Raw genomic sequence first — 21394 nt, forward strand, 5'->3', positions numbered from 1 at the left:
TTGCTGCGTCCGGATTTTTCCTCGGTGATCCGCTGCTTGCTCCGCCGCCTGCGCAACGCTGGCGCCAGGGCTCGCCGACTCGGTTTGGCTACCGTTGATCGTGCGAGGCGAACCTGCGCATGGGCCTCGTGACCCAAACAGGAGTCATGCACGAACTTGAGAGCGCACCCATGAAATCCATGTCCGGCATCATTGCTACCGCAACTTTACTATTCGCCACCACCGCTCTGGCCCAGGCGCCGGCAGGAAGCCCCGACGCCGGCCGAGGCTCGGCGCCAAGCCCGAGCGGCACGCCGGCGCCTCAACATGAGCTGGACGTTCATCGCGAGAATGGCCAGTTACGGACAGAAGAGGGGCATAAGGTGAACACGCGCGACGGCAATATGCAGAATGATGGCGATCGCGATGATTCCGGCGAGCATTCCTCACCCGGCGGCCCTACCGACCCGTCCTCCGACCCAGGCACGCTCGAGTAGCGAGGGGCCGCGCGTGCGGTAGCCTGAAATGGCCGAAAAAAGCCCGATCAGCAACTGTAGAGGCGCAGGGGGCGGGGTTTTTCTCGTAGAGCTCGGGGCTCAATATCGGTCGCTGGCGAGCTGCGTACAGATCCGAGGGGCCGCAGCGTATAGGCATGAATAGTGAGAAAGCTGATCCAGTAGCTCGATGCGAGCGTCCTGTGGGAAGCGTTCGGCCAGATGTTCCGACATGGCGAAAGGCGACCAGTTATCCTCTGTGCCGTGCCACAGGCAGACATGTGCCTCGCAGGCGAAGGCGCTATGGCCAGAAAACCTCGTGCAGTTGCTGACGGGTGCAGGCGTATTCAAATCGCCTATCTGACCATCCTTTGCGAGAAGCCGAAGGTATTGGAACGATTACTCCTCCAATCCTATCCCGGATTGCGGTAGGCGCTCGGCGTTACGCCCACTTCCCGGCGAAAGACTTGCGAGAAATGGCTGGCGCTCGAGTAACCCACTTCCAGCCCAATATCGATCACGCTGCGCTCGGTTTCCAGCAGCAGTTGCCGGGCGCGAGCCATGCGCAGGCCAATGAAATAGTGCGACGGCGATAAGCCGGTAGCGCGTTTGAACAGGCGGCTGAAGTGGTACTCGCTCAGTTGCGCGGCCTGCGCCAGGGTGGCCAGGGAGAGGTCTTGCGCCAGGCGCTGGTTCATCAGGTCGAGGACGCGTCTTAATTTGTAGGCTTGCAAGGCATTGCTGCGCCTGCCGGTGGGCAGCGGGGCGCGATAGGTACGCACGAGGTGAATCGCCAGGGCTTGTGCCAGGCTGTGCACCAGCAGGCGGCTGGGCATACGGCTGTCGACAAGCTCCGAGCGCAGCTGTTCGAGCAGCAGGCGAACCCAGTCGTCACGACCGCCGGATACGTCGACGAAATTTACCGGGCCGGCCGCTCGGAGCCCAAGGTCGCGCGCAGCCTGCTCGATCAGCGCGGGGGCGAGATAAAGATGCATCACTTCGAAACTGTCGCCGCCCATGGTCTGCCAGCGCATTTCGTAGGGCTGCGTGGTGTTGGTCAGAAAGAAGTCGCCGATGCGTACCTCGCTCTTTTCCCATTCGCTGCCCGCTGCACGTTCTTCGACGATCGCCGATCCCGCCAGCACCATCACCAGCAGCGGTTCGGCCACCGCAGGTACCATGATCGGTTCGGCGATGCTGCGGTGGGTGAACAGGTGCAACACCACGTCCTGCAGGGCATGTGGCTGTGGCGGCGCGGGGGCGTCGCTCGGCAGGTATTCCCACATGGTCTCGGCCGTGATCCGCAGGGCGTCGGAACAGGAGGCGGCAGGTTCGGATTGGCTCACCAGTAACGCGTCCATCGATGGGGCCCGATGTCAGGGCGGCGCTGGACAGGTTAGCGCACGGGCGCCGGGCTGCCAGCCGTGTATGCCTCAGCGGCTACTCATACGGATTGCGCGCAAGATCGCGACAGCCCGCGCAAAGCGGCAAAAGCCTGCCATGGCCAATCGGGAGAGGATGAAACCGTCTTCTAACGCACCCTGTGTGCTCGCTGGCGAAACTCTCGTTTCGCCGAATGAGGAGGAATCACCATGGCTGACATCAAGAACATCACCACCCAGGAAGTCGAGGGTAAAGTCGCCCTGATCACAGGCGCTGCCAGCGGTATCGGCAGGGTTACCGCGCTTTTGCTGCATGCTCGCGGAGCCAGGGTCATCGCGGAGGATATCGATCCTGCCGTGGAAGAACTGGCCCAGCCGGGGCTGGTGCCGCTGGTGGCGGACATCACCGAGGACGGCGCCGCCGAGCGTGCGGTGACGCTGGCGGTCGAGCGCTTCGGTCGGCTCGATATCCTGGTGAACAATGCGGGCATCATCATCAACAAGGCGCTGGTGGAAATGACCCGACAGGATTGGGAGCGCATTCAGGCCGTCAACGCCACCGCCGCCTTTCTGCATTGCCGCGAGGCGATGAAAGTGATGATGCCGAACAAGGCAGGCGCCATCGTCAATATCGCCTCCTATGCCTCTTACTTCGCCTTTCCCACCATCGCTGCCTATGCCGCTTCGAAGGGGGCGCTGGCCCAGCTGACTCGCACGCTGGCGCTCGAGGCCATTGAGCATGGCATTCGGGTGAATGCCGTCGGCTCGGGGGACGTTGTGACCAACATCCTCAACGATGTGGTGGAAGACGGTCCGGCGTTTCTGGCCCAGCACGGCGAGAACGCGCCGATCGGTCGTGCGGCTCAGCCGCAGGAAATTGCCGAAGTGGTTGCCTTCCTGGCGTCAGAACGGGCGAGTTTCATGGTTGGCGCCGTGGTCATGGTCGATGGCGGCATGACCGTGACGGCTGGCTGACCAGCCAGCGGGCATGCGCTGCGCCTGCTCTCCTGCTGGCGCAGCGCACGCCCCTCGGAAGATCGTGCGCAGGGCTGTTCCTCGGTGGTTTCAGTTTGCCTCAGTCCGGCAACCTGACCTTTTTCTTCGCGCTGAACAGATTCCAGCTCGACACGAACAAAGCCGCCACCAGCGGACCGATCACGAAGCCGTTGAGGCCCAGCAGGGCCAGGCCACCGAGGGTGGAAATAAGGATCAGGTAGTCGGGCATACGGGTGTCCTTGCCGACCAGGATGGGGCGAAGGATGTTGTCCACCAGGCCGATTACCAGCACGCCGAATAGGGTAAGGACAACGCCTTGCAACAGGCTGCCGCTGAACATCAGGTAAATGGCCACCGGCGCCCAGATGATGCCGGCCCCGGCTGCCGGCAGCAGCGACAGGAAGGCCATCAGCACGCCCCACAGCAGCGGGCTGTAGATGCCCAGCACCCAGAAGATCAAGCCACCGAGTGCGCCCTGTATCGCGGCGACCACCACGTTGCCCTTGACCGTGGCACGCACCACGCGGGTGAATTTGATCTGCAGGCGGCGTTTGGTCGTATCAGCTAAAGGAATAGCGGTGCGAATTTTGCGGACCAACTGCTTGCCGTCGCGCAGCAGGAAGAACAGCAGGTACAGCATGACGAAGAAGTCGATGAAGAACTCGAACGTGCCCTGGCCGATCGCGAAAACCTTGGTCGCCAGATACTGGCTGCCGACCAAGGCGCCATCGGAGATCTTTTCGCGCAGGCCGTCCAGGTCGCTCACCCCGACGCGGTCGAGCTGTTCCTGTATCGACGGCGGCAACATCTGGATGGCGCTGGTGACGTAGCTGCCGATGTCCAGTTCGCCGGACTCCAGCTTTTGATAGAGAGACGCGCCTTCGGCGACCACGGCTGAGGTGATGAAGATCACCGGCAGAATCGCCACCAGCAGGCAGATGATCGATGTCAGCAGGGCAGCCAGGTTGCTGCGCCCACCCGTGCGGCGGATCAGGCGCTCCTGCAGCGGGGCGAACACCACGGCCAGGACCATGCCCCAGAACACCGCGCCATAGAAGGGCAGCAGGATCCAGAAGAAGGCGACGGTCACCAGCACGAGCAGCAGGATGAAAGCTTTCTGTTCGAAGGTCGGGTTCTGCATATCGGGTCCGCTGGGAGTGGGCATGCCCGTTAGTCCCCCGAAGCTCTGGCAAAGTGCCCACGAATTCGTCATTGGCAGATCGCTCATTCCCGCGTTGTGGCTGATTCCATTTCAGGCCGTTGGGGAGGGCTTGACAGCTCTGGGATACTGGAGAGCGTAAGGACGATCATTCGACGGAGGGTTTGCCATGCGTGATGAGGAAATCAAGGCACTGTTCGACCTGCAGGCGGCAGGTTACGACCAGCAATGGGCAGGAATGGTGCCGATTCGCGAAGCGCTGTACTTGCTGCTCGATGCGTTGTTCGTTGCTCTGCCGGCCGACGCACGGATTCTCTGCGTGGGCACCGGCACCGGTGCGGAGATCGCTCATCTGGCCGAGCGTTTTCCCGGTTGGCGCTTCACCGCGCTCGACCCGTCCGGGGCGATGCTGCAGGTGTGCCGTCAGCGTGCGGAGCGCGGCGGCTTTGCCCATCGTTGCGACTTTCACGAGGGGTATCTGGAAACCCTGGCGGCAGGTCAGGCCTATGATGCTGCCACCTGCTTTCTGGTGTCGCAGTTCTTCACCGACGCGCAGGCGCGTACCGGTTTCTTCGGCCAGATCGCCCAGCGCCTGAAGCCGGGCGGGCTGCTGGCCAACGCCGACCTGGCATCGGACATCCACTCAGCAGCCTACGAGGTGCTGCTGCCTGGCTGGATGACGCTGATGTCATCGGCCGGCGTCGACGCGCAGATGCTGGAGCGGGCGCGTGCGGCCTATGCGCGCGACGTGGCGGTGCTGCCGGCGCCGCAGGTGGCCGGCATCATCCAGGCAGGCGGTTTTACGGCGCCGACGCCGTTCTTCCAAGCCGGGCTGATGCACGGCTGGATTTGCCGGCGCGCGGCGAACGCATAAGGCCTGCGCGGTCATTCATGGCGCGTGCTGCCCTCGCGGTCGCGCGGGTAGCGGCGGTCGAAGGGGAAGGGCGGTAGCCAGGCCTCGCGGCGGATGGTCCAGAGTTCGTAGGTGGGGGTGAAGCGGTCCGGCTCATCCAGCGAGCCTACATTCACTTCGATTTCACCCGCCGAGCGCCCGAACACCGATGAGCCGCAGCGCGGACAGAAGTGGCGGCCAGCGTACTGGCCGGTTTCGCCCTCTATCTTCACCGCGTCCTGCGGGAATATCGCCGAGGTATGGAAGAGGGCGCCATGGTGCTTGCGGCAATCCATGCAGTGACAGACGCCGACCCGATAAGGCTGGCCTCTGGTTTCGAAACGTACCTGGCCGCAAAGGCAGCCGCCGCTGAAACGATCCATATGCTCGTCCTCCTGAGGTTGGCATGCAGGAGCTGAAAACATAGCAGGCGATGGCGGGAGGGCTAGAGGCGATCCAGCTCTTGCTCGATGTTCGTCCATTCCGACTTCAGTGCCAGGCGCAAGTAAGCGACAAAGAGCCGGTCACGCAGATGGCGCAGCGCCGAGTTATCGCGAGCGGCGCGGGCGCTGTCGATGGTTTCGCTGAGCCAGGTACTGTCGAAGCCGGTCCAGATCGGTGGGATGGGCGCAAGCAGGTTGGAGTAGCACGCGGGCGCGACATCCTCGTAGAAGGCCGCTTGCGCTATGGCGCGGTCATAGCCTTGCAACTGACGAGCGATCCAGGCGTAGTCGATTTCGCTGTCGACGAATACCTCCGACAACACCGCCCACAGCTGGATGCGTTCTTCGCGAGTCATGAGCCTTCGAGTACCTGTAGCGCTGTGCCGAGACTGTATAGGGTCGTGCGCCGCCTAACCATCGGCGGCGGGCTGCTGCTAAGGCGCGGCGGCATGTATCATCGGGCGCATAGTTGCGCGGCTCGATCTGCCTGTGGGCGTCGGGCGCAAACGTACAGCTTTTGTATTTGGGGCCGGTGAAGGCCGGCCCGTCCTCTGCGAGTGATGACACCATGATCGAGGTAACCGAAGTTTCCATCGCCGAGCTGCGTGCCGCGCTGGAGTCCGGCCGCACCACGGCGGTCGAGTTGGTCAAGGCCTACCTGGCGCGTATCGATGCCTACGATGGCCCGGACACGCCAACCAAACTCAATGCGGTGGTGGTGCGCAATCCCGAGGCACTGAAGGAAGCCGAGGCTTCCGATGCACGCCGCGCCCGTGGCGAAACCCTCGGTCCGCTCGATGGCATCCCTTACACCGCCAAGGACAGCTACCTGGTCAAGGGCCTGACAGCGGCTTCCGGCAGCCCGGCATTCAAGGATCTGGTGGCCCAGCGCGACGCCTTCACCATCGAGCGCCTGCGCGCCGCTGGCGCCATCTGCCTGGGCAAGACCAACATGCCGCCGATGGCCAATGGCGGCATGCAGCGTGGCGTGTATGGCCGCGCTGAAAGCCCTTACAGCGCCGATTACCTGACTGCCCCCTTCGCCTCCGGCTCGTCCAACGGCGCCGGCACGGCCACCGCGGCCAGTTTTTCGGCCTTCGGCCTCGCCGAGGAAACCTGGTCCAGCGGGCGCGGGCCGGCCTCGAACAACGGCCTGTGTGCCTATACGCCGTCGCGTGGGGTGATCTCGGTGCGCGGCAACTGGCCGCTGACGCCGACCATGGACGTGGTGGTGCCCTATGCCCGCACCATGGCCGATCTGCTCGAGGTGCTCGACGTGGTGGTGGCTGATGACCCGGATACGCGCGGCGACCTCTGGCGTCTGCAGCCCTGGGTGCCGATCCCCAAGGCTTCCGATGTGCGCCCCGATTCCTACCTGGCGCTTGCCGCCAAGGCCGACGCGCTCAAGGGCAAACGCCTGGGCGTGCCGAAGATGTTCATCAACAAGGACGAGTTGGCCGGCACCAGCGAGTCGCCCGGTATCGGCGGGCCGACTGGCCAGCGTATCCACACCCGGCCGACGGTGATCGCCCTGTGGGAAGCCGCGCGTCAGGCACTGGAAGCGGCGGGCGCCGAGGTGGTGGAGGTGGATTTCCCGCTGGTATCCAACTGCGAGGGCGACCGCCCCGGCGCGCCGACCGTGTTCAATCGCGGCATCGTCACCCCGGAGTTTCTGCATGACGAGCTGTGGGAGCTGAGCGGCTGGGCCTTCGACGATTTCCTGCGCGCCAATGGCGATCCGAAACTCAACCGCCTGGCCGATGTGGATGGCCCGCAGATCTTCCCCCATGACCCCGGTACGCTGCCGAACCGCGAGGGCGACCTGGCGGCGGGCATGGACGAGTACGTCAACATGGCCAAGCGCGGCATCAAGCCCTGGGATCAGATCGCCACGCTGCCCGATGGCCTGCGCGGCCTGGAGCAGATTCGCAAGGTCGATCTGGAGGACTGGATGGATCAACTGGGGCTGGATGCGGTGCTGTTTCCCACTGTGGCCGATGTGGGCCCGGCCGATGCCGACGTCAACCCGGCTTCCGCCGATATTGCCTGGAGCAATGGCGTGTGGGTCGCCAATGGCAACCTGGCGATCCGTCACCAGGGCGTACCGACCGTCACCGTGCCGATGGGCGTGATGGCCGATATCGGCATGCCGGTGGGCCTGACCTTCGCCGGTCGAGCCTACGACGACAATGCGCTGCTGCAACTGGCGGCGGCTTATGAGTCGACCGGCAACAAGCGCCAGGTGCCGCCGCGTACGCCTCCGTTGGGTTGATCAAACCTCTGTCGTGTAGGAGCGAGCTTTGCTCGCGAAGCGCTTTTCGCGAGCAGAGCTCGCTCCTACAGAAAAACAGCGACCAGCCGCTGACTACCTTATGGGAGGGGCTTTAGCCGCGATTGCTGTAGAGCTTGTCGCCGCTAAAGCGCCTCCCACGCTCCGTGGCGCTCCAAGATCCGATACGTAGGGCGTGCGCAACGCGCCATTCTGGCGGGTTTCACCCGCCCTACAGAAGAACAGCGACCAGCCGCTGACTGCCTTGTAGGAGCGGCTTTAGCCGCGACTGTTGTAGAGCTTGTCGCCGCTAAAGCGCCTCCCACGGTCCGTGGCGTTCCACGATCCGATACGTAGGGCGGGTGCAACCCGCCACGGCAGCAATGGCGGGTTACACCCGCCCTACGATTCACTCGTTCCCTACCGCCGCAAATCCACCGCCGGGACGCCCTGGCCGTCGAACAGCTGGCTCGGCTGACTGGGCAGGATGCTTGGGCGGCCGTCGTTGGTGCCGCCATTGCCGATGATGCGGAGATCGCTGTACTTCTTGCCGGAAAGCGCCGCCAGGCCGGCGCCATCACGCACTACCGTGGGCCGCAGGAAGACCATCAGGTTGCGCTTGATATGCGAGTCGCGAGTCGAGCGGAACAGACCGCCGAGCAGAGGGATATCGCCCAGTAGCGGCACCTTGGAGATGGCCTGGGTGACGTCGTCCTGAATCAGGCCGCCAAGCACGATCACCTGGCCGTCGTCGGCGAGGATGGTGCTCTTGATCGAGCGCTTGTTGGTCACCAGGTCGACCGCCTGGGCGTTGAGCCCGGTGCTGGGGGCGATGGAGGAGATTTCCTGCTCGATCTCCAGGCGCAGGGTGGCGCCCTCGTTGATATGCGGGGTGACCTTGAGGGTCACGCCGATGTCCTTGCGTTCGATGGTGGTGAAGGGGTTGCCGGCGCCCGAGGCATCGGTGGTGTAGGAGCCGGTCTGGAAGGGTACGTTTTGCCCCACCAGAATCTCTGCCTTCTGGTTGTCCAGGGTCAGCAGGCTAGGCGTGGACAGCAGGTTGCTCTTGCTGTTGGCCGACAGCGCTGTGATCAGTGCGCCGAAACTGTCACTGCCGATACCGATAATGGCACCGTCGGGAAGGGTGGTGTTTTCCGGTATCTCGCCGCTCTGCAGAATCTGCAGCACGGTGCCGACCGACAGGCCGGTACCGCCGAAATTCACCCCGCCCAGGCCACCTGTCCGGCCGCGGGCGTCCACCGCCCACTGCACGCCGAGGGCATCGGTGATGTCGCCGGAGACCTCGACGATGGCGGCCTCGACCATTACCTGCGCGCGCGGCACGTCAAGCTGACGCACGATGTCTTCGAGGGTGGCGACCAGGTCGGGCTCGGCCAGCAGCACCAGGGCGTTGAGGCTCTCGTCGGCGCGGATGAGGATATTCGACTGTCGACCCGTAGTTTCGCTGCCTTCCTGAGTCTTGAGCCCTTCGGAAATCTCCCCGAGGGTTTCGGCCAGGGATTTGGCGTCGTTGTGGCGCAGGCGAATCACTCGCGTATTGGCCGAGCGGCTGCTGGGGCTGTCCAGCGAACGGGCGAGGTCGGCCAGTTTGCTGCGGGCCTCCGGTGGGCCGAGCAGAATCAGGCGGTTGGTGCGGGCATCGGCCACCACCTGCGTGGCGCTGGTGCCCTTGGCCTGGCCGCGGGCGATGGAGGCGTTTAGCACCTCGGCGGCGTCCATCACCCAGGCGTGCTGCAGGGTAACCACGCTGAAGTCCTGTGCGCCGCTTTGGTCGAGCTGGCGCATCAGGTCTTCGATGCGTGCGATGTTGGCGCTGCGGTCGCTGATGATCAGCGCATTGGACGAGGTGACGGCGGCCAGGTGGCCATACTGCGGCACCAGCGGGCGGATCAGCGGGATCAGCTCGGCCACCGGTGCGTGCTGCACCTGAATCAGCCGGGTTTCCAGGCGATCCGGCGCCGGGCGGCCGGCATCGGCTTCGGCCTTGGCTTCGGCGTTGGGCACGATGCGCGCCTGGTCGCCCTGGGTCAGCACGCTGAAGCCATGGGTGGCCATCACCGAGAGGAACAGCTGATAGACCTCGGACAGCCCCAGCGGCGTGCTCGATACCACATTGACCTGGCCCTTCACGCGCGGATCGACGACGAAGGTCTGCCCGGTGATGCTGGCGATCTGGTCGATGAATTCGCGAATGTCGGCGCCTTTGAGGTTGATGGTCCAGCTTTCCTCCTGCTGATTGGCACTGGCCGGAACCTGTTCGATCTGCGCGAGCAGGGGCAGGGGAGCAGTGGCCAGGCCGGTGGCGAGGAGGGCAAGGGTCAGTCGGCTTCGGAGAACATGCATCGGGTCAGTCGCTTTCCATGGGCTGTTCGGCGGGCGTTTCCTCAGGCGCGGTGCCAGAGGCTTCCATCTGTTCGCGCAGCTCTTGCATGCGCTGGCGCAGTTGTTCGAGGTTGTCCTGGTCGAGTTGATCGAGCTGTTGCAGCGAGTCGTCGGGGCTGGTTTCGACCGGTGGCGTATAGCTGTACTGGCCGCTTTGCTGGCGCGGGAAGGTGAGGCTTTCACGGCGGCCGTTGCGCAGCAACTCGACGCGATCGGCATACACGGCGTCCAGGCGCACGCCGCTGTCCACATCCATGCCGACGCTATAGCGCTGCGCGCTCTGGCCGTGGCGCTGGATCAGCGCGCTGGAGCGCTGCGGGTCACTGTGAACGAAGCTGCCGAGCAGGGTCAGTTGCAGGTTGGTGGCCGGTGGCGGGCCGCTGTCGGCCTGGCGTGGGGTGCCGAACAACTGGGCGATGGGCGCCTGGGCGCGTTGTTCGGGTGTGGGTGCGCTCTGAGCGGTGGGCGGCTGATCGGGGGCGCGCACCAGGCGCAGCAATTCGGCGCTCTGCCAGGCCAGGCTGACGCTCAGGGCGATCAGCACGAGCATGCCGATCAGGCTTGGGGCATTGTCCTTGAGGCGCTGGGAAAGGGCCGGGATGGGCAAAGGCGTTACTCCGCAAACGACGATTTAATTCTTCTTATGGTCCGGGGCGTCGCGCGCTGATCATAGCAGCCTGGGCAAGCTTGGCATCCTCAGAATAGGTTGGGTGTGCAGTTCCAGGCAATGTGCTAAAGATAATCGAATAAAACATACAAGACCGTCTCAGAGGTGGCCCATTGGGCCAGGCAGTCAGATTAGGCTGTACTACCGGGACAAGGTTCTGCTCTAAGGTCACGCATGAACGCTTCGTTGCTCGAAACTCCGCTGCGCCGCCTGCCCTTCAGCTTCGCCAAGCGTCATGGCGTGGTGTTCGTCATGCATGACGGCCGCGCCAGCCTGACTCATCGCGCCGACTGCGACCTGGTCGCGTTGGCCGAAGCCCAGCGTTTTGCCGGGCGCTGTCTACCGCTGCAGGTGCTCGGCACTCACGAATTCGCCCAGGCGCTGGGCGCGGCCTATCAGCACGATTCCGCTTCCATGCAGCTGGCCGAGGATATCGGCGGCAGCCTCGACCTGGCCTCGCTGGCCGATCAGGTGCCGGAAACCGAAGACCTGCTGGAGCAGGAAGACGACGCGCCGATCATCCGTCTGATCAACGCCATCCTTGGCGAGGCGATCAAGGAAAACGCCTCAGATATTCATCTGGAAACTTTCGAGAAGCGCCTAGTGGTGCGCTTTCGCGTCGACGGCATCCTGCGCGAGGTGCTCGAACCCAAGCGCGAGCTGGCCGCGTTGCTGGTGTCGCGGGTCAAGGTCATGGCGCGCCTGGATATCGCCGAGAAGCGCGTGCCGCAGGACGGGCGCATCTCGCTCAAGGTCGGCGGACGCGAGGTGGATATTCGCGTCTCCACGCTGCCGTCGGCCAATGGCGAGCGGGTGGTGTTGCGCCTGCTCGACAAGCAGGCCGGGCGCCTGTCGTTGCAGCATCTGGGCATGCGCGGCGAGGATCGCGCGCTAATGGAGCAGACCGTGCGCAAGCCGCACGGCATCCTGTTGGTCACCGGGCCCACCGGTTCGGGCAAGACCACCACGCTGTATGCCAGCCTGGTCAGCCTCAACGACCACACGCGCAATATCCTCACCGTTGAAGACCCGATCGAATATCACCTCGAAGGCATCGGCCAGACTCAGGTCAACACCAAGGTGGATATGACCTTTGCCCGTGGCCTGCGCGCCATCCTGCGCCAGGACCCGGACGTGGTGATGGTCGGAGAGATCCGCGATAAGGAAACCGCCGAGATCGCCGTGCAGGCCTCGCTGACCGGCCATCTGGTGCTGTCGACCCTGCATACCAACAGCGCCATCGGCGCCATTACCCGACTGGTGGACATGGGCGTGGAGCCCTTCCTACTGTCGTCCTCCTTGCTCGGCGTACTGGCCCAGCGTCTGGTGCGCGTGCTGTGCCCAGCATGCAAGGAACCTTACCCGGCCGATGCGGCCGAATGCGCGTTGCTCGGCGTGCCGGCCAGCCCGCCGCCGACCCTGTATCACGCCCGCGGCTGCGCCCATTGCCATCAACAGGGCTATCGCGGGCGTACCGGCATCTACGAGCTGGTGGTGTTCGACGAGACCATGCGCACTCTGGTGCACAGCCGCGCTTCCGAGCAGGACATGACTCGTCATGCCCGCACTTTGGGGCCGAGCATCCGTGACGATGGCCGGCGCAAGGTGCTGGAAGGGGTGACCACGGTCGAGGAAGTGCTGCGCGTGACGCGGGAAGAATGATGAGGATCACCGGTTTTGCGTCTGCAGTGCCCTCTGTGGGAGCGGTCTTGACCGCGAATTGTCGACCCACGGTCGATTTGGTCACGTTCAACGGATATACGAGCTAGCCATGGCCGCCTTTGAATACATCGCCCTGGATGGGCGCGGCCGCCAGCAGAAGGGCGTGCTGGAAGCCGACAGCGCGCGTCAGGTGCGCCAACTGTTGCGCGAGCGGCAGTTGGCACCGCTGGAGGTCAAGGCCACGCGCAGCCGCGAGCAGAACAGTGGCGGGGCGCGCCTGGGCTTTGCCCGGGGTCTGTCGGCACCTGATCTGGCGCTGGTCACCCGCCAATTGGCGACGCTGATCCAGGCGGCGCTGCCCATCGAGGAAGCACTGCGCGCAGCAGCGGCGCAATCCACCAGTTCGCGTATCCAGGGCATGTTGCTGGCGGTGCGCGCTCGCGTGCTGGAAGGCCATAGCCTGGCCGGCAGCCTCAAGGAATTTCCGGCCGCCTTCCCCGAGCTGTACCGCGCCACCGTGGCGGCTGGTGAGCACGCCGGGCATCTCGGCCCGGTGCTGGAGCAGTTGGCCGATTACACCGAGCAGCGTCAGCAATCGAGGCAGAAGGTGCAACTGGCGCTGCTTTATCCGGTGATTCTGATGTGCGCCTCGTTGCTGATCGTCGGCTTCCTGCTGGGTTATGTGGTGCCGGATGTGGTCAAGGTGTTCGTCGATTCCGGGCAGACATTACCAGCGCTGACGCGTGGCTTGATCGCCCTGAGTGATTGGGTCAAGGCCTGGGGGCTGGCTGCGCTGGTCGTGCTGATATTGGCGGTGGTCGCCTTGCGTGCCGCGCTGCGTGATGAGGGCTTCCGCCTGCGCTGGCACCGCTTGCTGCTGCGCCTGCCGCTGATCGGCCGGCTGGGGCGCGCCACCGATTGCGCGCGCTTCGCCTCGACCCTGGCGATCCTTACCCGCAGTGGCGTGCCGCTGGTCGAGGCGTTGGCAATCGCCGGCGAGGTGATCGGCAACCGGGTGATTCGTGGCGAGGTGCTGGTGGCCGCGCAGAAAGTGCGCGAGGGCGGCAGCCTGACTCGGTCGCTGGAGGCCACCGGGCAGTTCCCGCCGATGATGCTGCACATGATCGCCAGCGGAGAACGCTCCGGCGAGCTGGATCAGATGTTGGCGCGCACGGCGAAGAACCAGGAAAACGACCTCAGCGCGCAGATCGCCTTGCTGGTCGGATTGTTCGAGCCGTTCATGCTGGTTTTCATGGGGGCAGTGGTGCTGGTGATCGTGCTGGCCATCCTGCTGCCGATTCTTTCGTTGAACCAAATGGTGGGGTAGCAGGTGAGAAAAGCTCAGACAGGTTTCACGCTTATCGAAATCATGGTGGTTGTCGTCATTCTCGGGATTCTCGCCGCACTGGTGGTGCCACAGGTGATGAGCCGGCCGGATCAAGCCAAGGTCACCGCCGCGCAGAACGACATCCGCGCCATCGGTGCGGCGCTGGACATGTACAAGCTCGACAACCACAACTACCCCAGCACCCAGCAGGGGCTGGAGGCGCTGGTGAACAGGCCGAGCGGCAACCCGCCGGCGAAGAACTGGAACAAGGACGGCTACCTCAAGCGCCTACCGATCGACCCCTGGGGCAATCCCTATCAATACCTGGCGCCTGGCACCAAGGGTGCCTTCGATCTCTATTCGCTCGGCGCCGATGGCAAGCAGGGCGGCAGCGACCTGAACGCCGATATCGGCAACTGGGATCTCTGACCCGACCATGCCGTCGTTCGCCCGTAGGAGCGAGTGTTGCGAGCGAAGCGTTCGACAACGCCCATGTTCGCGAGCAGAGCTCGCTCCTACAAACCCTGGTCAGCGCGGCTTTACCCTGATCGAGCTGCTGGTGGTGCTGGTCATCCTCGGCAGCCTGATCGGCCTGGCGGTGTTCAGCACCGGCATCGCCGGGCCGTCGCGCGAGTTGCGTAGCGAGGCCGAGCGGCTCAGCGGGCTGATCGGCGTGCTGGTCGACGAAGCGGTGCTGGACAACCGCGAATACGGGCTGAGCTTCACCCGTGAGGGCTACCGGGTGATGCGTTACGACCCGCTGCGCGCCGAGTGGCAGGCGCTGGATCGGCAGACACACCGTTTGCCGGAGTGGGCCGAGTTGTCGTTCGAGGTCGAGGGCGAGGCGCTCGCCCTGCCGGCAACGAGCAGTACGGGCGCGCCGCAGCTGCTGATTCTCTCCAGCGGCGAGGTGACCCCGTTTCGCCTGCGTCTGGGCGAACGGCGGCGCGATGGCTTGCGCCTGCAATTGTCCAGCGACGGCTTTGGCCTGCCGCGTGTCGAGGAGCTGGGTGCGGGGCGCGCTGGATGAAGGGCGCGCGCGGTTTTACGCTGCTCGAAGTGCTGGTGGCCCTGGCCATCTTCGCCCTGGTCGCCGCCAGCGTGCTGACCGCCAGTGCGCGTAGCGTGCGTACCGCCAGTCAGCTGGAGGACAAGACCCTGGCCATGTGGGTGGCCGACAATCGTCTGACCGAGTTGCAACTGGCCGACACGCCGCCAGCCGATGGCCGCGACCAAGGGCAGGTGGAATTCGCCGGGCGTCGCTGGCTCTGGCAGAGCGAGATCCAGGCGACCAGCGAGCCGGCCATGCGTCGGGTGACGCTTTGGGTCGCCGCTGAGGCGCGCGGCGCTAGCGGCGATCTGCGTGAGCGGGCACTGGTCAGCCTCAGCGGGTTTCTGGGGGCGCCGCAGTGATTCGTCTGCCCTGTTGGAGCGAGCTCTGCTCGCGAAAAGGCATGGATGCGGGTTCGCGAGCAGAGCTCGCTCCTACAAAATCACGTCAGCGCGGCTTCACCCTGCTGGAGCTGCTGATCGCTATCGCCATCTTCGCCCTGCTTGGGCTGGCCACCTACCGCATGCTCGACAGCGTGCTCAGCGCTGATGCCGTTACCCGTGAGCACGAGCGCCAGTTGCGTGAGCTGACTCGTGCGTTGTCCGCTTTCGAGCGCGATCTGCGCCAGGTGACGGTGCGGCCGATTCGCGATGGTTTCGGCGATGCCCAGCCGGCATTGCACAGCGATCTGGCCGATGCCACGGCGTTGGAGCTGAGCCGTGCTGGCTGGCGCAACCCGCTCGGCCAGTCGCGAGCCGAGGTGCAGCGTGTGCGCTGGCAGCTCAGTGGCGAGCAATGGCAGCGGCGTTATTGGCGTGTGCTGGACCGCGCGCAGGACAGCGCACCGCAAATCCAGCAGGCGCTTGATGGCGTCGAGTCGCTGAGCCTGAGCTACCTGGACAAGGACGGGCAGTGGCAGCCCGACTGGCCCCCGGCCAATGCGACCGGCGATGGCCTGCTTACCGAACTGCCGCGTGCGGTGGAGCTGCGCCTGCAGCATCGTCGCTATGGCGAGCTGCGTCGCCTACTCCGCCTGCCTGATCTGCCGGTGCAGAACCGTAGCGGTGCGGGCGATCCGGCCGAGGCGCCACAGTCATGAGGCGCCAGAACGGGGTGGCCCTGATCACCGTATTGCTGGTGGTTGCCGTGGTCACGGTGGTCTGCGCCGGGCTGATCGCCCGGCAGCAGCTGTCGATACGCAGCAGTGCCAACCAGTTGCACGTGACGCAGGCCTGGCAATACGCGCTGGGTGGCGAGACCTTGGCCAAGGCGGTTCTACAACGTGATCTGCGCCAGGGCGATCCGCGCCAGCCCGTGGACCATCCACTGGAAGCCTGGGCCAGGCCGTTGAAGTTCCCGCTGGATGAGGGCGGCGAGCTGCGCGTGCGTATCGTCGACCCCAGCGGGCGCTTCAATCTCAACAGCCTGGTGCGCCAGGGCCGGCCTAACGAGTTGGCGGTATTGCGTCTGCGCCGTCTGTTGCAGCGCCTGGGCATGGATAAACCCTACGCCGAGCGTCTGCTGGACTGGCTGGACAACGACAGCGAGCCGCAGGGTGGCAGGGGCGCCGAGGACAGCCAGTACCTGCTGGCGACGCCGCCTTATCGTACGGCTAACCGTGAGATCACCGATGTTTCCGAGTTGCGCCTGTTGCTGGAGATGGAGGAGGCCGACTATCGACGTTTGCTGCCCTTCGTCAGTGCGTTGCCCGGCGAGGCGTTGCTCAACGTCAATACGGCCAGCGCCATGGTGCTCTCCAGCTTGTCCGATGGTTTGACGCCGGATGCGGCGCTGGCGCTGATCGCCGCGCGTGGCGCCGATGGCTACGCCAGCCCGGCAGCCTTTGCCGCGCAGCCTGCGCTGGCCGGGTTGGGGGAACAGGTGGTGCAGGGGCTGGCGGTTGGCAGCCAGTATTTCGAGGTGTTCAGCGAAGTGAGCCTGGGTGAACGCCGGGTGGTATTGCGCAGCCTGTTGCAGCGCAGCAATGATGGCCGGGTCAGTGTCCTGGCGCGTGACCTGGGGCAGGGCGGGCTGCCGCCAGCGCCGATTGAGGAAGAACAAGAATGACACCCCTATGGATTTTCCTGCCGCCCGAGGCGTGCCACGAACTGTCCGCGAATCTTCCCGTGCAGTGGGTCACGGCAGACGGCAGCCGCTCCTTGAGCCTGTCCGATGCCCTGGCGGATTTGCCCGTGCACTGGGAACTGGTGCTACCGGTGGAGGCCGTGACTGCATGCGCCGTGCACTTGCCGACGCAGAAGGCGCGCTGGATGCGCCAGGCGCTGCCGTTCGCGGTGGAGGAACTGCTGGCCGAGGATGTCGAACTGATGCATTTGGCCCTGGGCGAGCGCCTGGGCGATGGCCGGCATCGGGTCTATGCCATGCGCGTCGCCTGGCTACGTGAATGCCTGGCGCTGTTCGCCGCGCAGCCACCTCAGGCCATCCGCGTCGACGCTGACCTGCTGCCGCGCCACGGCAGCCAACTGCTCTGGCTGCACTCGCGTTGGTTGCTGGGGGGCGAGGCGCCCTGGCGTCTGGCCCTGCAAGGTGAGGACTGGCCGGCGCTGGCAGGACGTTGCACGCCACCCTGCGTCGCGCGAGCGCCGGCCAGCCAGGCGCTGCCCGAGCCGGTCGATGAACGGCTACAAGTGGCGGATGCGCATCAATGGCTGGTGCAACAGGGCGGTGGCGTCGACCTGGCACAGGGCGCGTTCGCCCTGCGCCAGAGCGGCGAGGGTTGGCTGCGCTGGCGCCCGCTGGGCGGGGTGCTGGCGCTGTGTCTGGTCTTGCAGTGGGGCTTCAATCTGGCGCAGGGCTGGTATCTGCAGCGCGAAGCCGATGCCTACGCTGCCTCCAGTGAGGCGCTGTATCGCGAGCTGTTTCCGCAGGACAACAAGCTGATCAACCTGCGTGCGCAGTTCGATCAGCACCTGGCGCAGTCTGCCGGCAGCGACAGCCCGCTACTCGGATTGCTTGCCGAAGTGGCTGCCGCTTTGAATGCCGATGGCGCTGCACAGGTGCAGGTCAACCAGCTCGACTACAGCGCGATTCGCGCTGATCTGTCGCTGCAGTTGCAGGCGCCTGGGTTCGCCGAGTTGGAACGCTTGCGCGAGCGCCTGGAGGATGCAGGGCTGTCCGTGCAGATGGGCTCGGCCAGCCGCGATGCCGAGGGTGTCAGCGCGCGCGTGGTGATAGGAGGATGACCGGCATGTCGAAGATGGGCCTGAGCGAAAGCCTGCAACAGCAATGGCAGCGCTCACCATTGGCGCTGCGCTGGCAGGGGCTGCCGGCTCGTGATCGTCTGGCGCTGATGGCGCTGAGCGTCTTTCTGCTGCTGGTGCTGTTCTATCTGGCGTTGTGGCAACCGGCGCAGCGCCACGCAGATGAGGCACGCGCCGCGTTCGAGGAGCAGCGCGCCCTGTATGCGTACCTGCAAAGCCGTGCGCCGCAGGTACAGGGCCGTGACCTGCAGCCACGCCCCAGCCTTGACCCCGCGCGCCTGCAGGGTGTGGTCACAGCCACCGCGGCCGAGCAGGGGCTGGTAATCGAGCGCCTGGATACCGAAGGCTTTGGCGCCGTGCAGGTCAACCTGCAGCCGGTGGCGTTCGCCCAGTTGTTGCGCTGGATCGAGGCGCTGGAGGGGCAGGGCATACGCGTCGAGGAAGCCGGGCTGGATCGCGCCGAGGAGAACCGCGTCATCGCGCGCCTGAGCCTGCGTGCTGGCGAGTGATCCGGTACATCTGTTGGCAAGCATTCCCGCCACTCTTGCAAAGGCGGGAGTCCAAGTGTGGGCCACTTGGGTTCCCACCTGCGCGGGAATGAGGGTTGTCGTGGAATGACGACGGCTGTTGCACGGCCTGTTCTCTGCGCATGGCTCACCCTACAGCCGACGGCCTAGGCGGTAACAACGCGCACCCGATTGGGCGGTTAGGGAACGTCGACGCCCCGATAAGATGCCAATGATGACTTTCAATGAAACTGCGAAACGGCCCTAGCGCCCATGCTGTGGCGGTTTCGTAATTTATGGCCTGAGTATTGCTGTAGATATCCGTTTAACTTTTTCTGCTTGATCACTCCTTTTGCTAGCTGTCAATATCTGCCCTCGGCGCAGCCAGCGCTTCTGTAATTAGTTGTCGCATTGAGGAAATATCGCCTCATTGCCTGCCGCTAGAATGCCGCTCACCCAGCCAAGGCCCTTTGCCGCTTGTCCACCACGACAGCGCAGCACCGCCTTCTACAATCCATAAAAGGCCCGGGCCCCTCACTGCCATCGATGTCATACCCAATTCGAAGGAGCAAAGAATGAAGAAGATCGCACTGCTCGGCGCCCTGGCGCTGTCCCTGATGTCGCCCCTGGCGCTGGCCGAGAAGCCGCTGCGCATTGGCATCGAGGCGGCCTATCCACCCTTCGCATTCAAGACTCCCGATGGTCAGATCGCCGGCTTCGACTACGACATCGGCAACGCCCTGTGCGAAGAAATGAAGGTCGAGTGCAAGTGGATCGAGCAGGAGTTCGACGGTCTGATCCCGGCGCTGAAGGTGCGCAAGTTCGACGCCGTGCTGTCGTCCATGTCGATCACCGAAGATCGCAAGAAGTCCGTGGACTTCACCGGCAAGTACTACGCCACCCCGGCCAAGCTGGCGATGAAAGCCGGTACCGAGCTCAAGGACCCGCTGGTCGACCTGAAAGGCAAGAAGATCGGTGTGCAGCGCTCGTCCGTGTATGACCGTTACGCCACCGACATTTTCGCTCCGGCCGGTGCCGAAATCGTGCGCTACAGCTCGCAGAACGAAGTGTTCCTGGACATGCAGTCCGGCCGCCTCGACGCCACCCTGGCCGACTCGGTGAACATCGATGACGGTTTCCTCAAGACCGACGGTGGCAAGGGCTTCGCCTTCGTAGGTCCGGACTTCACCGACGTGAAGTACTTCGGCGAAGGCCAGGGCATTGCCGTGCGCAAGGGCGACAAGGCACTGGCCGACAAGATTAGCGCCGCCATCCTGGCCATTCGCGCCAACGGCAAGTACAAGGAAGTGCAGGACAAGTACTTCGACTTCGACGTTTACGGCGAGTAAACGCTCCGAGGCAGATTGAAGTGGCACTAACCTTTGCCGAGGTTGTGCCACTTTTTTCTTGGTTCATTCTCGATCGCTGCCTGTTCGCCTGTGCTGGCATTCAGGTGTGTCGTCGCCCCGGCGACATCCATTTTCTTTGTGCGATACGGCGCCATCCTGGTGCCTGAGAGGTATTGGCGCATGCTTCAAGGCTACGGCTCGACCATTCTCGATGGTGCCTGGCTTACCGTGCAGTTGGCGCTGCTGTCGATGGCGGTCGCCGTCGCGCTTGGCCTGCTCGGTGCGGCTTTTCGTCTGTCACCGGTGAAATGGCTGGCCCTGATGGGCGAGACCTACGCCACGGTGATTCGCGGTATTCCCGAACTGGTGCTGATTCTGCTGATTTTCTTCGGCGGTCAGGACCTGGTGAACCGCATCGCCCCGTTGCTGGGGCATGAGGATTACATCGATATCAATCCATTCGTTGCAGGCGTTGGCACGTTGGGCTTCATCTACGGTGCCTATCTGTCGGAAACCTTCCGCGGCGCCTTCATGGCCATCCCCAAGGGGCAGGGCGAGGCAGGCATGGCGTATGGCATGAGCCCGCTGCGGGTGTTCTTGCGCATCCTCGTGCCGCAGATGATCCGCCTGGCGATTCCCGGCCTGACCAACAACTGGCTGGTGCTGGTCAAGGCCACCGCGCTGATCTCCCTGGTCGGCCTGCAGGACATGATGGCCCGCGCCAAGAGTGCAGGCGATGCGACGCGCGAGCCATTCACCTACATCCTCCTGGCGGCGGCCGTGTACCTGGCGATCACCAGTGTGTCGCTACTGGTGTTGCGCTATCTCGAGCGCCGCTATTCGGTCGGCGTGAAAGCCGCCGAGCTCTGAGGGAGTGACCATGCTTTTCGATTACAACGTGGTACTCGACAGCCTGCCGCTGTATTTCGGTGGCGTGCTGGTGACCCTCAAGCTGTTGCTCATTGCGCTGGCCGTGGGCCTGTTGCTGGCAGTGCCGCTGGCGATCATGCGGGTGTCCACGCAGAAACTGATCAACTTCCCGGCGTGGCTCTACACCTATGTGATCCGTGGCACGCCGATGCTGGTGCAGTTGTACCTGCTGTACTACGGCCTGGCCCAGTTCGAAAGCGTGCGCGAGAGTTTCATGTGGCCTTACCTGTCCAGCGCCACCTTCTGCGCCTGTCTGGCCTTCGCCATCAATACCAGTGCCTACACGGCTGAGATCCTAGCGGGCAGTCTCAAGTCCACGCCGCACGGCGAGATCGAGGCGGCCAAGGCCATGGGCATGTCGCGCAGCAAGCTGTATCGGCGCATCCTGCTGCCGTCGGCGTTGCGCCGTGCGCTGCCGCAATACAGCAACGAGGTGATCATGATGCTGCACACCACGAGTCTGGCCTCGGTGGTGACCCTCATCGACATCACCGGCGCTGCCAAGACCGTCAGCTCGCAGTACTACCTGCCATTCGAAGCCTACCTCACTGCCGGCCTGTTCTACCTGGCGCTGACCTTCATCCTGGTGCGCCTGTTCAAGCTGGCCGAACGCCGCTGGCTGGCCTACCTGGCGCCGCGCAAGGCCTGACGCCATGACGATTCA

21 protein-coding genes and 1 pseudogene are annotated in these 21394 nt (G+C 64.4%); 16 read left to right on the top strand and 6 right to left on the bottom strand.

What is annotated here, in order from left to right; all coding sequences use genetic code 11:
* Positions 1–146 precede the first annotated feature (146 nt).
* Positions 147–476, top strand: coding sequence for a hypothetical protein (locus P3C50_RS01535; protein WP_275544623.1), 330 nt, complete (start codon positions 147–149; stop codon positions 474–476).
* Between the two features lie 410 nt (positions 477–886).
* Here P3C50_RS01535 and P3C50_RS01540 read toward each other — a convergent pair whose 3' ends face one another.
* Positions 887–1834, bottom strand: a complete 948-nt coding sequence (locus P3C50_RS01540; protein WP_275544624.1) for a helix-turn-helix domain-containing protein — start codon at positions 1832–1834, stop codon at positions 887–889.
* 231 nt (positions 1835–2065) lie between these two features.
* Between P3C50_RS01540 and P3C50_RS01545 the strand changes: the two genes are divergently transcribed.
* Positions 2066–2830: an SDR family NAD(P)-dependent oxidoreductase gene (locus tag P3C50_RS01545; RefSeq protein WP_275544625.1), complete on the top strand. Its 765-nt coding sequence runs from the start codon at positions 2066–2068 to the stop codon at positions 2828–2830.
* Positions 2831–2930: 100 nt separating this feature from the next.
* Here P3C50_RS01545 and P3C50_RS01550 read toward each other — a convergent pair whose 3' ends face one another.
* Positions 2931–3992, bottom strand: coding sequence for an AI-2E family transporter (locus P3C50_RS01550; RefSeq protein WP_275545327.1), 1062 nt, complete (start codon positions 3990–3992; stop codon positions 2931–2933).
* A gap of 187 nt (positions 3993–4179) precedes the next feature.
* Here P3C50_RS01550 and P3C50_RS01555 point away from each other — a divergent pair, with 187 nt between their 5' ends.
* On the top strand, positions 4180–4884 hold the full coding sequence (locus P3C50_RS01555; protein ID WP_275544626.1) for a class I SAM-dependent methyltransferase: 705 nt from the start codon (positions 4180–4182) through the stop codon (positions 4882–4884).
* Positions 4885–4895: 11 nt separating this feature from the next.
* Here the strand turns inward: P3C50_RS01555 and P3C50_RS01560 are convergent, their stop codons facing one another.
* Complete coding sequence (locus tag P3C50_RS01560; RefSeq protein WP_275544627.1) at positions 4896–5285, bottom strand: GFA family protein; 390 nt, start codon at positions 5283–5285, stop codon at positions 4896–4898.
* Between the two features lie 62 nt (positions 5286–5347).
* Positions 5348–5701 carry a DUF7079 family protein gene (locus P3C50_RS01565; RefSeq protein WP_275544628.1) on the bottom strand — a complete coding sequence of 118 codons (354 nt, stop codon included), beginning with the start codon at positions 5699–5701 and terminating at the stop codon, positions 5348–5350.
* A 212-nt stretch (positions 5702–5913) separates the two neighbouring features.
* Between P3C50_RS01565 and P3C50_RS01570 the strand changes: the two genes are divergently transcribed.
* Complete coding sequence (locus P3C50_RS01570; protein WP_275544629.1) at positions 5914–7617, top strand: amidase; 1704 nt, start codon at positions 5914–5916, stop codon at positions 7615–7617.
* Between the two features lie 417 nt (positions 7618–8034).
* Here P3C50_RS01570 and gspD read toward each other — a convergent pair whose 3' ends face one another.
* Both gspD and P3C50_RS01580 read right to left on the bottom strand, forming a co-directional pair.
* Complete coding sequence (gene gspD, locus P3C50_RS01575) at positions 8035–9978, bottom strand: type II secretion system secretin GspD (protein ID WP_275544630.1); 1944 nt, start codon at positions 9976–9978, stop codon at positions 8035–8037.
* 4 nt (positions 9979–9982) lie between these two features.
* The gene (locus tag P3C50_RS01580; protein WP_275544631.1) at positions 9983–10624 is read right to left on the bottom strand and encodes a type II secretion system protein N; all 642 of its coding nucleotides are present in this window, start codon (positions 10622–10624) and stop codon (positions 9983–9985) included.
* A gap of 234 nt (positions 10625–10858) precedes the next feature.
* Between P3C50_RS01580 and gspE the strand changes: the two genes are divergently transcribed.
* From gspE to P3C50_RS01640, 12 genes and pseudogenes are all read left to right on the top strand, one after another.
* On the top strand, positions 10859–12346 hold the full coding sequence (gene gspE / locus P3C50_RS01585; protein WP_275544632.1) for a type II secretion system ATPase GspE: 1488 nt from the start codon (positions 10859–10861) through the stop codon (positions 12344–12346).
* 109 nt (positions 12347–12455) lie between these two features.
* Positions 12456–13673, top strand: a complete 1218-nt coding sequence (gene xcpS, locus P3C50_RS01590; RefSeq protein ID WP_275544633.1) for a GspF family T2SS innner membrane protein variant XcpS — start codon at positions 12456–12458, stop codon at positions 13671–13673.
* Between the two features lie 3 nt (positions 13674–13676).
* Entirely contained in the window at positions 13677–14102 is a 426-nt protein-coding gene (gene gspG / locus P3C50_RS01595) for a type II secretion system major pseudopilin GspG (protein ID WP_197855879.1), read from the top strand.
* A gap of 103 nt (positions 14103–14205) precedes the next feature.
* A pseudogene (gspH, locus tag P3C50_RS01600) lies at positions 14206–14703 on the top strand (type II secretion system minor pseudopilin GspH); the annotation flags it as partial.
* On the top strand, positions 14700–15086 hold the full coding sequence (gene gspI / locus P3C50_RS01605; protein ID WP_275544634.1) for a type II secretion system minor pseudopilin GspI: 387 nt from the start codon (positions 14700–14702) through the stop codon (positions 15084–15086). The pseudogene gspH and the gene gspI, both read left to right, overlap by 4 nt.
* 41 nt (positions 15087–15127) lie before the next feature.
* The gene (gene gspJ, locus P3C50_RS01610) at positions 15128–15823 is read left to right on the top strand and encodes a type II secretion system minor pseudopilin GspJ (protein ID WP_275544635.1); all 696 of its coding nucleotides are present in this window, start codon (positions 15128–15130) and stop codon (positions 15821–15823) included.
* The gene (gene gspK / locus P3C50_RS01615) at positions 15820–16791 is read left to right on the top strand and encodes a type II secretion system minor pseudopilin GspK (RefSeq protein WP_275544636.1); all 972 of its coding nucleotides are present in this window, start codon (positions 15820–15822) and stop codon (positions 16789–16791) included. The genes gspJ and gspK overlap by 4 nt, the downstream gene beginning before the upstream one ends.
* On the top strand, positions 16788–17927 hold the full coding sequence (gspL, locus tag P3C50_RS01620) for a type II secretion system protein GspL (RefSeq protein ID WP_275544637.1): 1140 nt from the start codon (positions 16788–16790) through the stop codon (positions 17925–17927). The genes gspK and gspL overlap by 4 nt, the downstream gene beginning before the upstream one ends.
* Positions 17924–18454, top strand: coding sequence for a type II secretion system protein M (locus P3C50_RS01625; RefSeq protein ID WP_275544638.1), 531 nt, complete (start codon positions 17924–17926; stop codon positions 18452–18454). Before gspL ends, P3C50_RS01625 begins: the two co-directional genes overlap by 4 nt.
* Before the next feature lie 572 nt (positions 18455–19026).
* Positions 19027–19800, top strand: a complete 774-nt coding sequence (locus P3C50_RS01630; RefSeq protein WP_197855872.1) for an ABC transporter substrate-binding protein — start codon at positions 19027–19029, stop codon at positions 19798–19800.
* Positions 19801–19980: 180 nt separating this feature from the next.
* Positions 19981–20670, top strand: coding sequence for an ABC transporter permease (locus P3C50_RS01635; RefSeq protein ID WP_197855871.1), 690 nt, complete (start codon positions 19981–19983; stop codon positions 20668–20670).
* A gap of 10 nt (positions 20671–20680) precedes the next feature.
* On the top strand, positions 20681–21379 hold the full coding sequence (locus P3C50_RS01640; RefSeq protein WP_197855870.1) for an ABC transporter permease: 699 nt from the start codon (positions 20681–20683) through the stop codon (positions 21377–21379).
* Positions 21380–21394 lie beyond the last annotated feature (15 nt).

It is taken from the genome of Pseudomonas sp. Marseille-Q0931, from assembly GCF_940789645.1.
In the GTDB taxonomy this organism is placed as follows: Bacteria; Pseudomonadota; Gammaproteobacteria; order Pseudomonadales; family Pseudomonadaceae; genus Aquipseudomonas.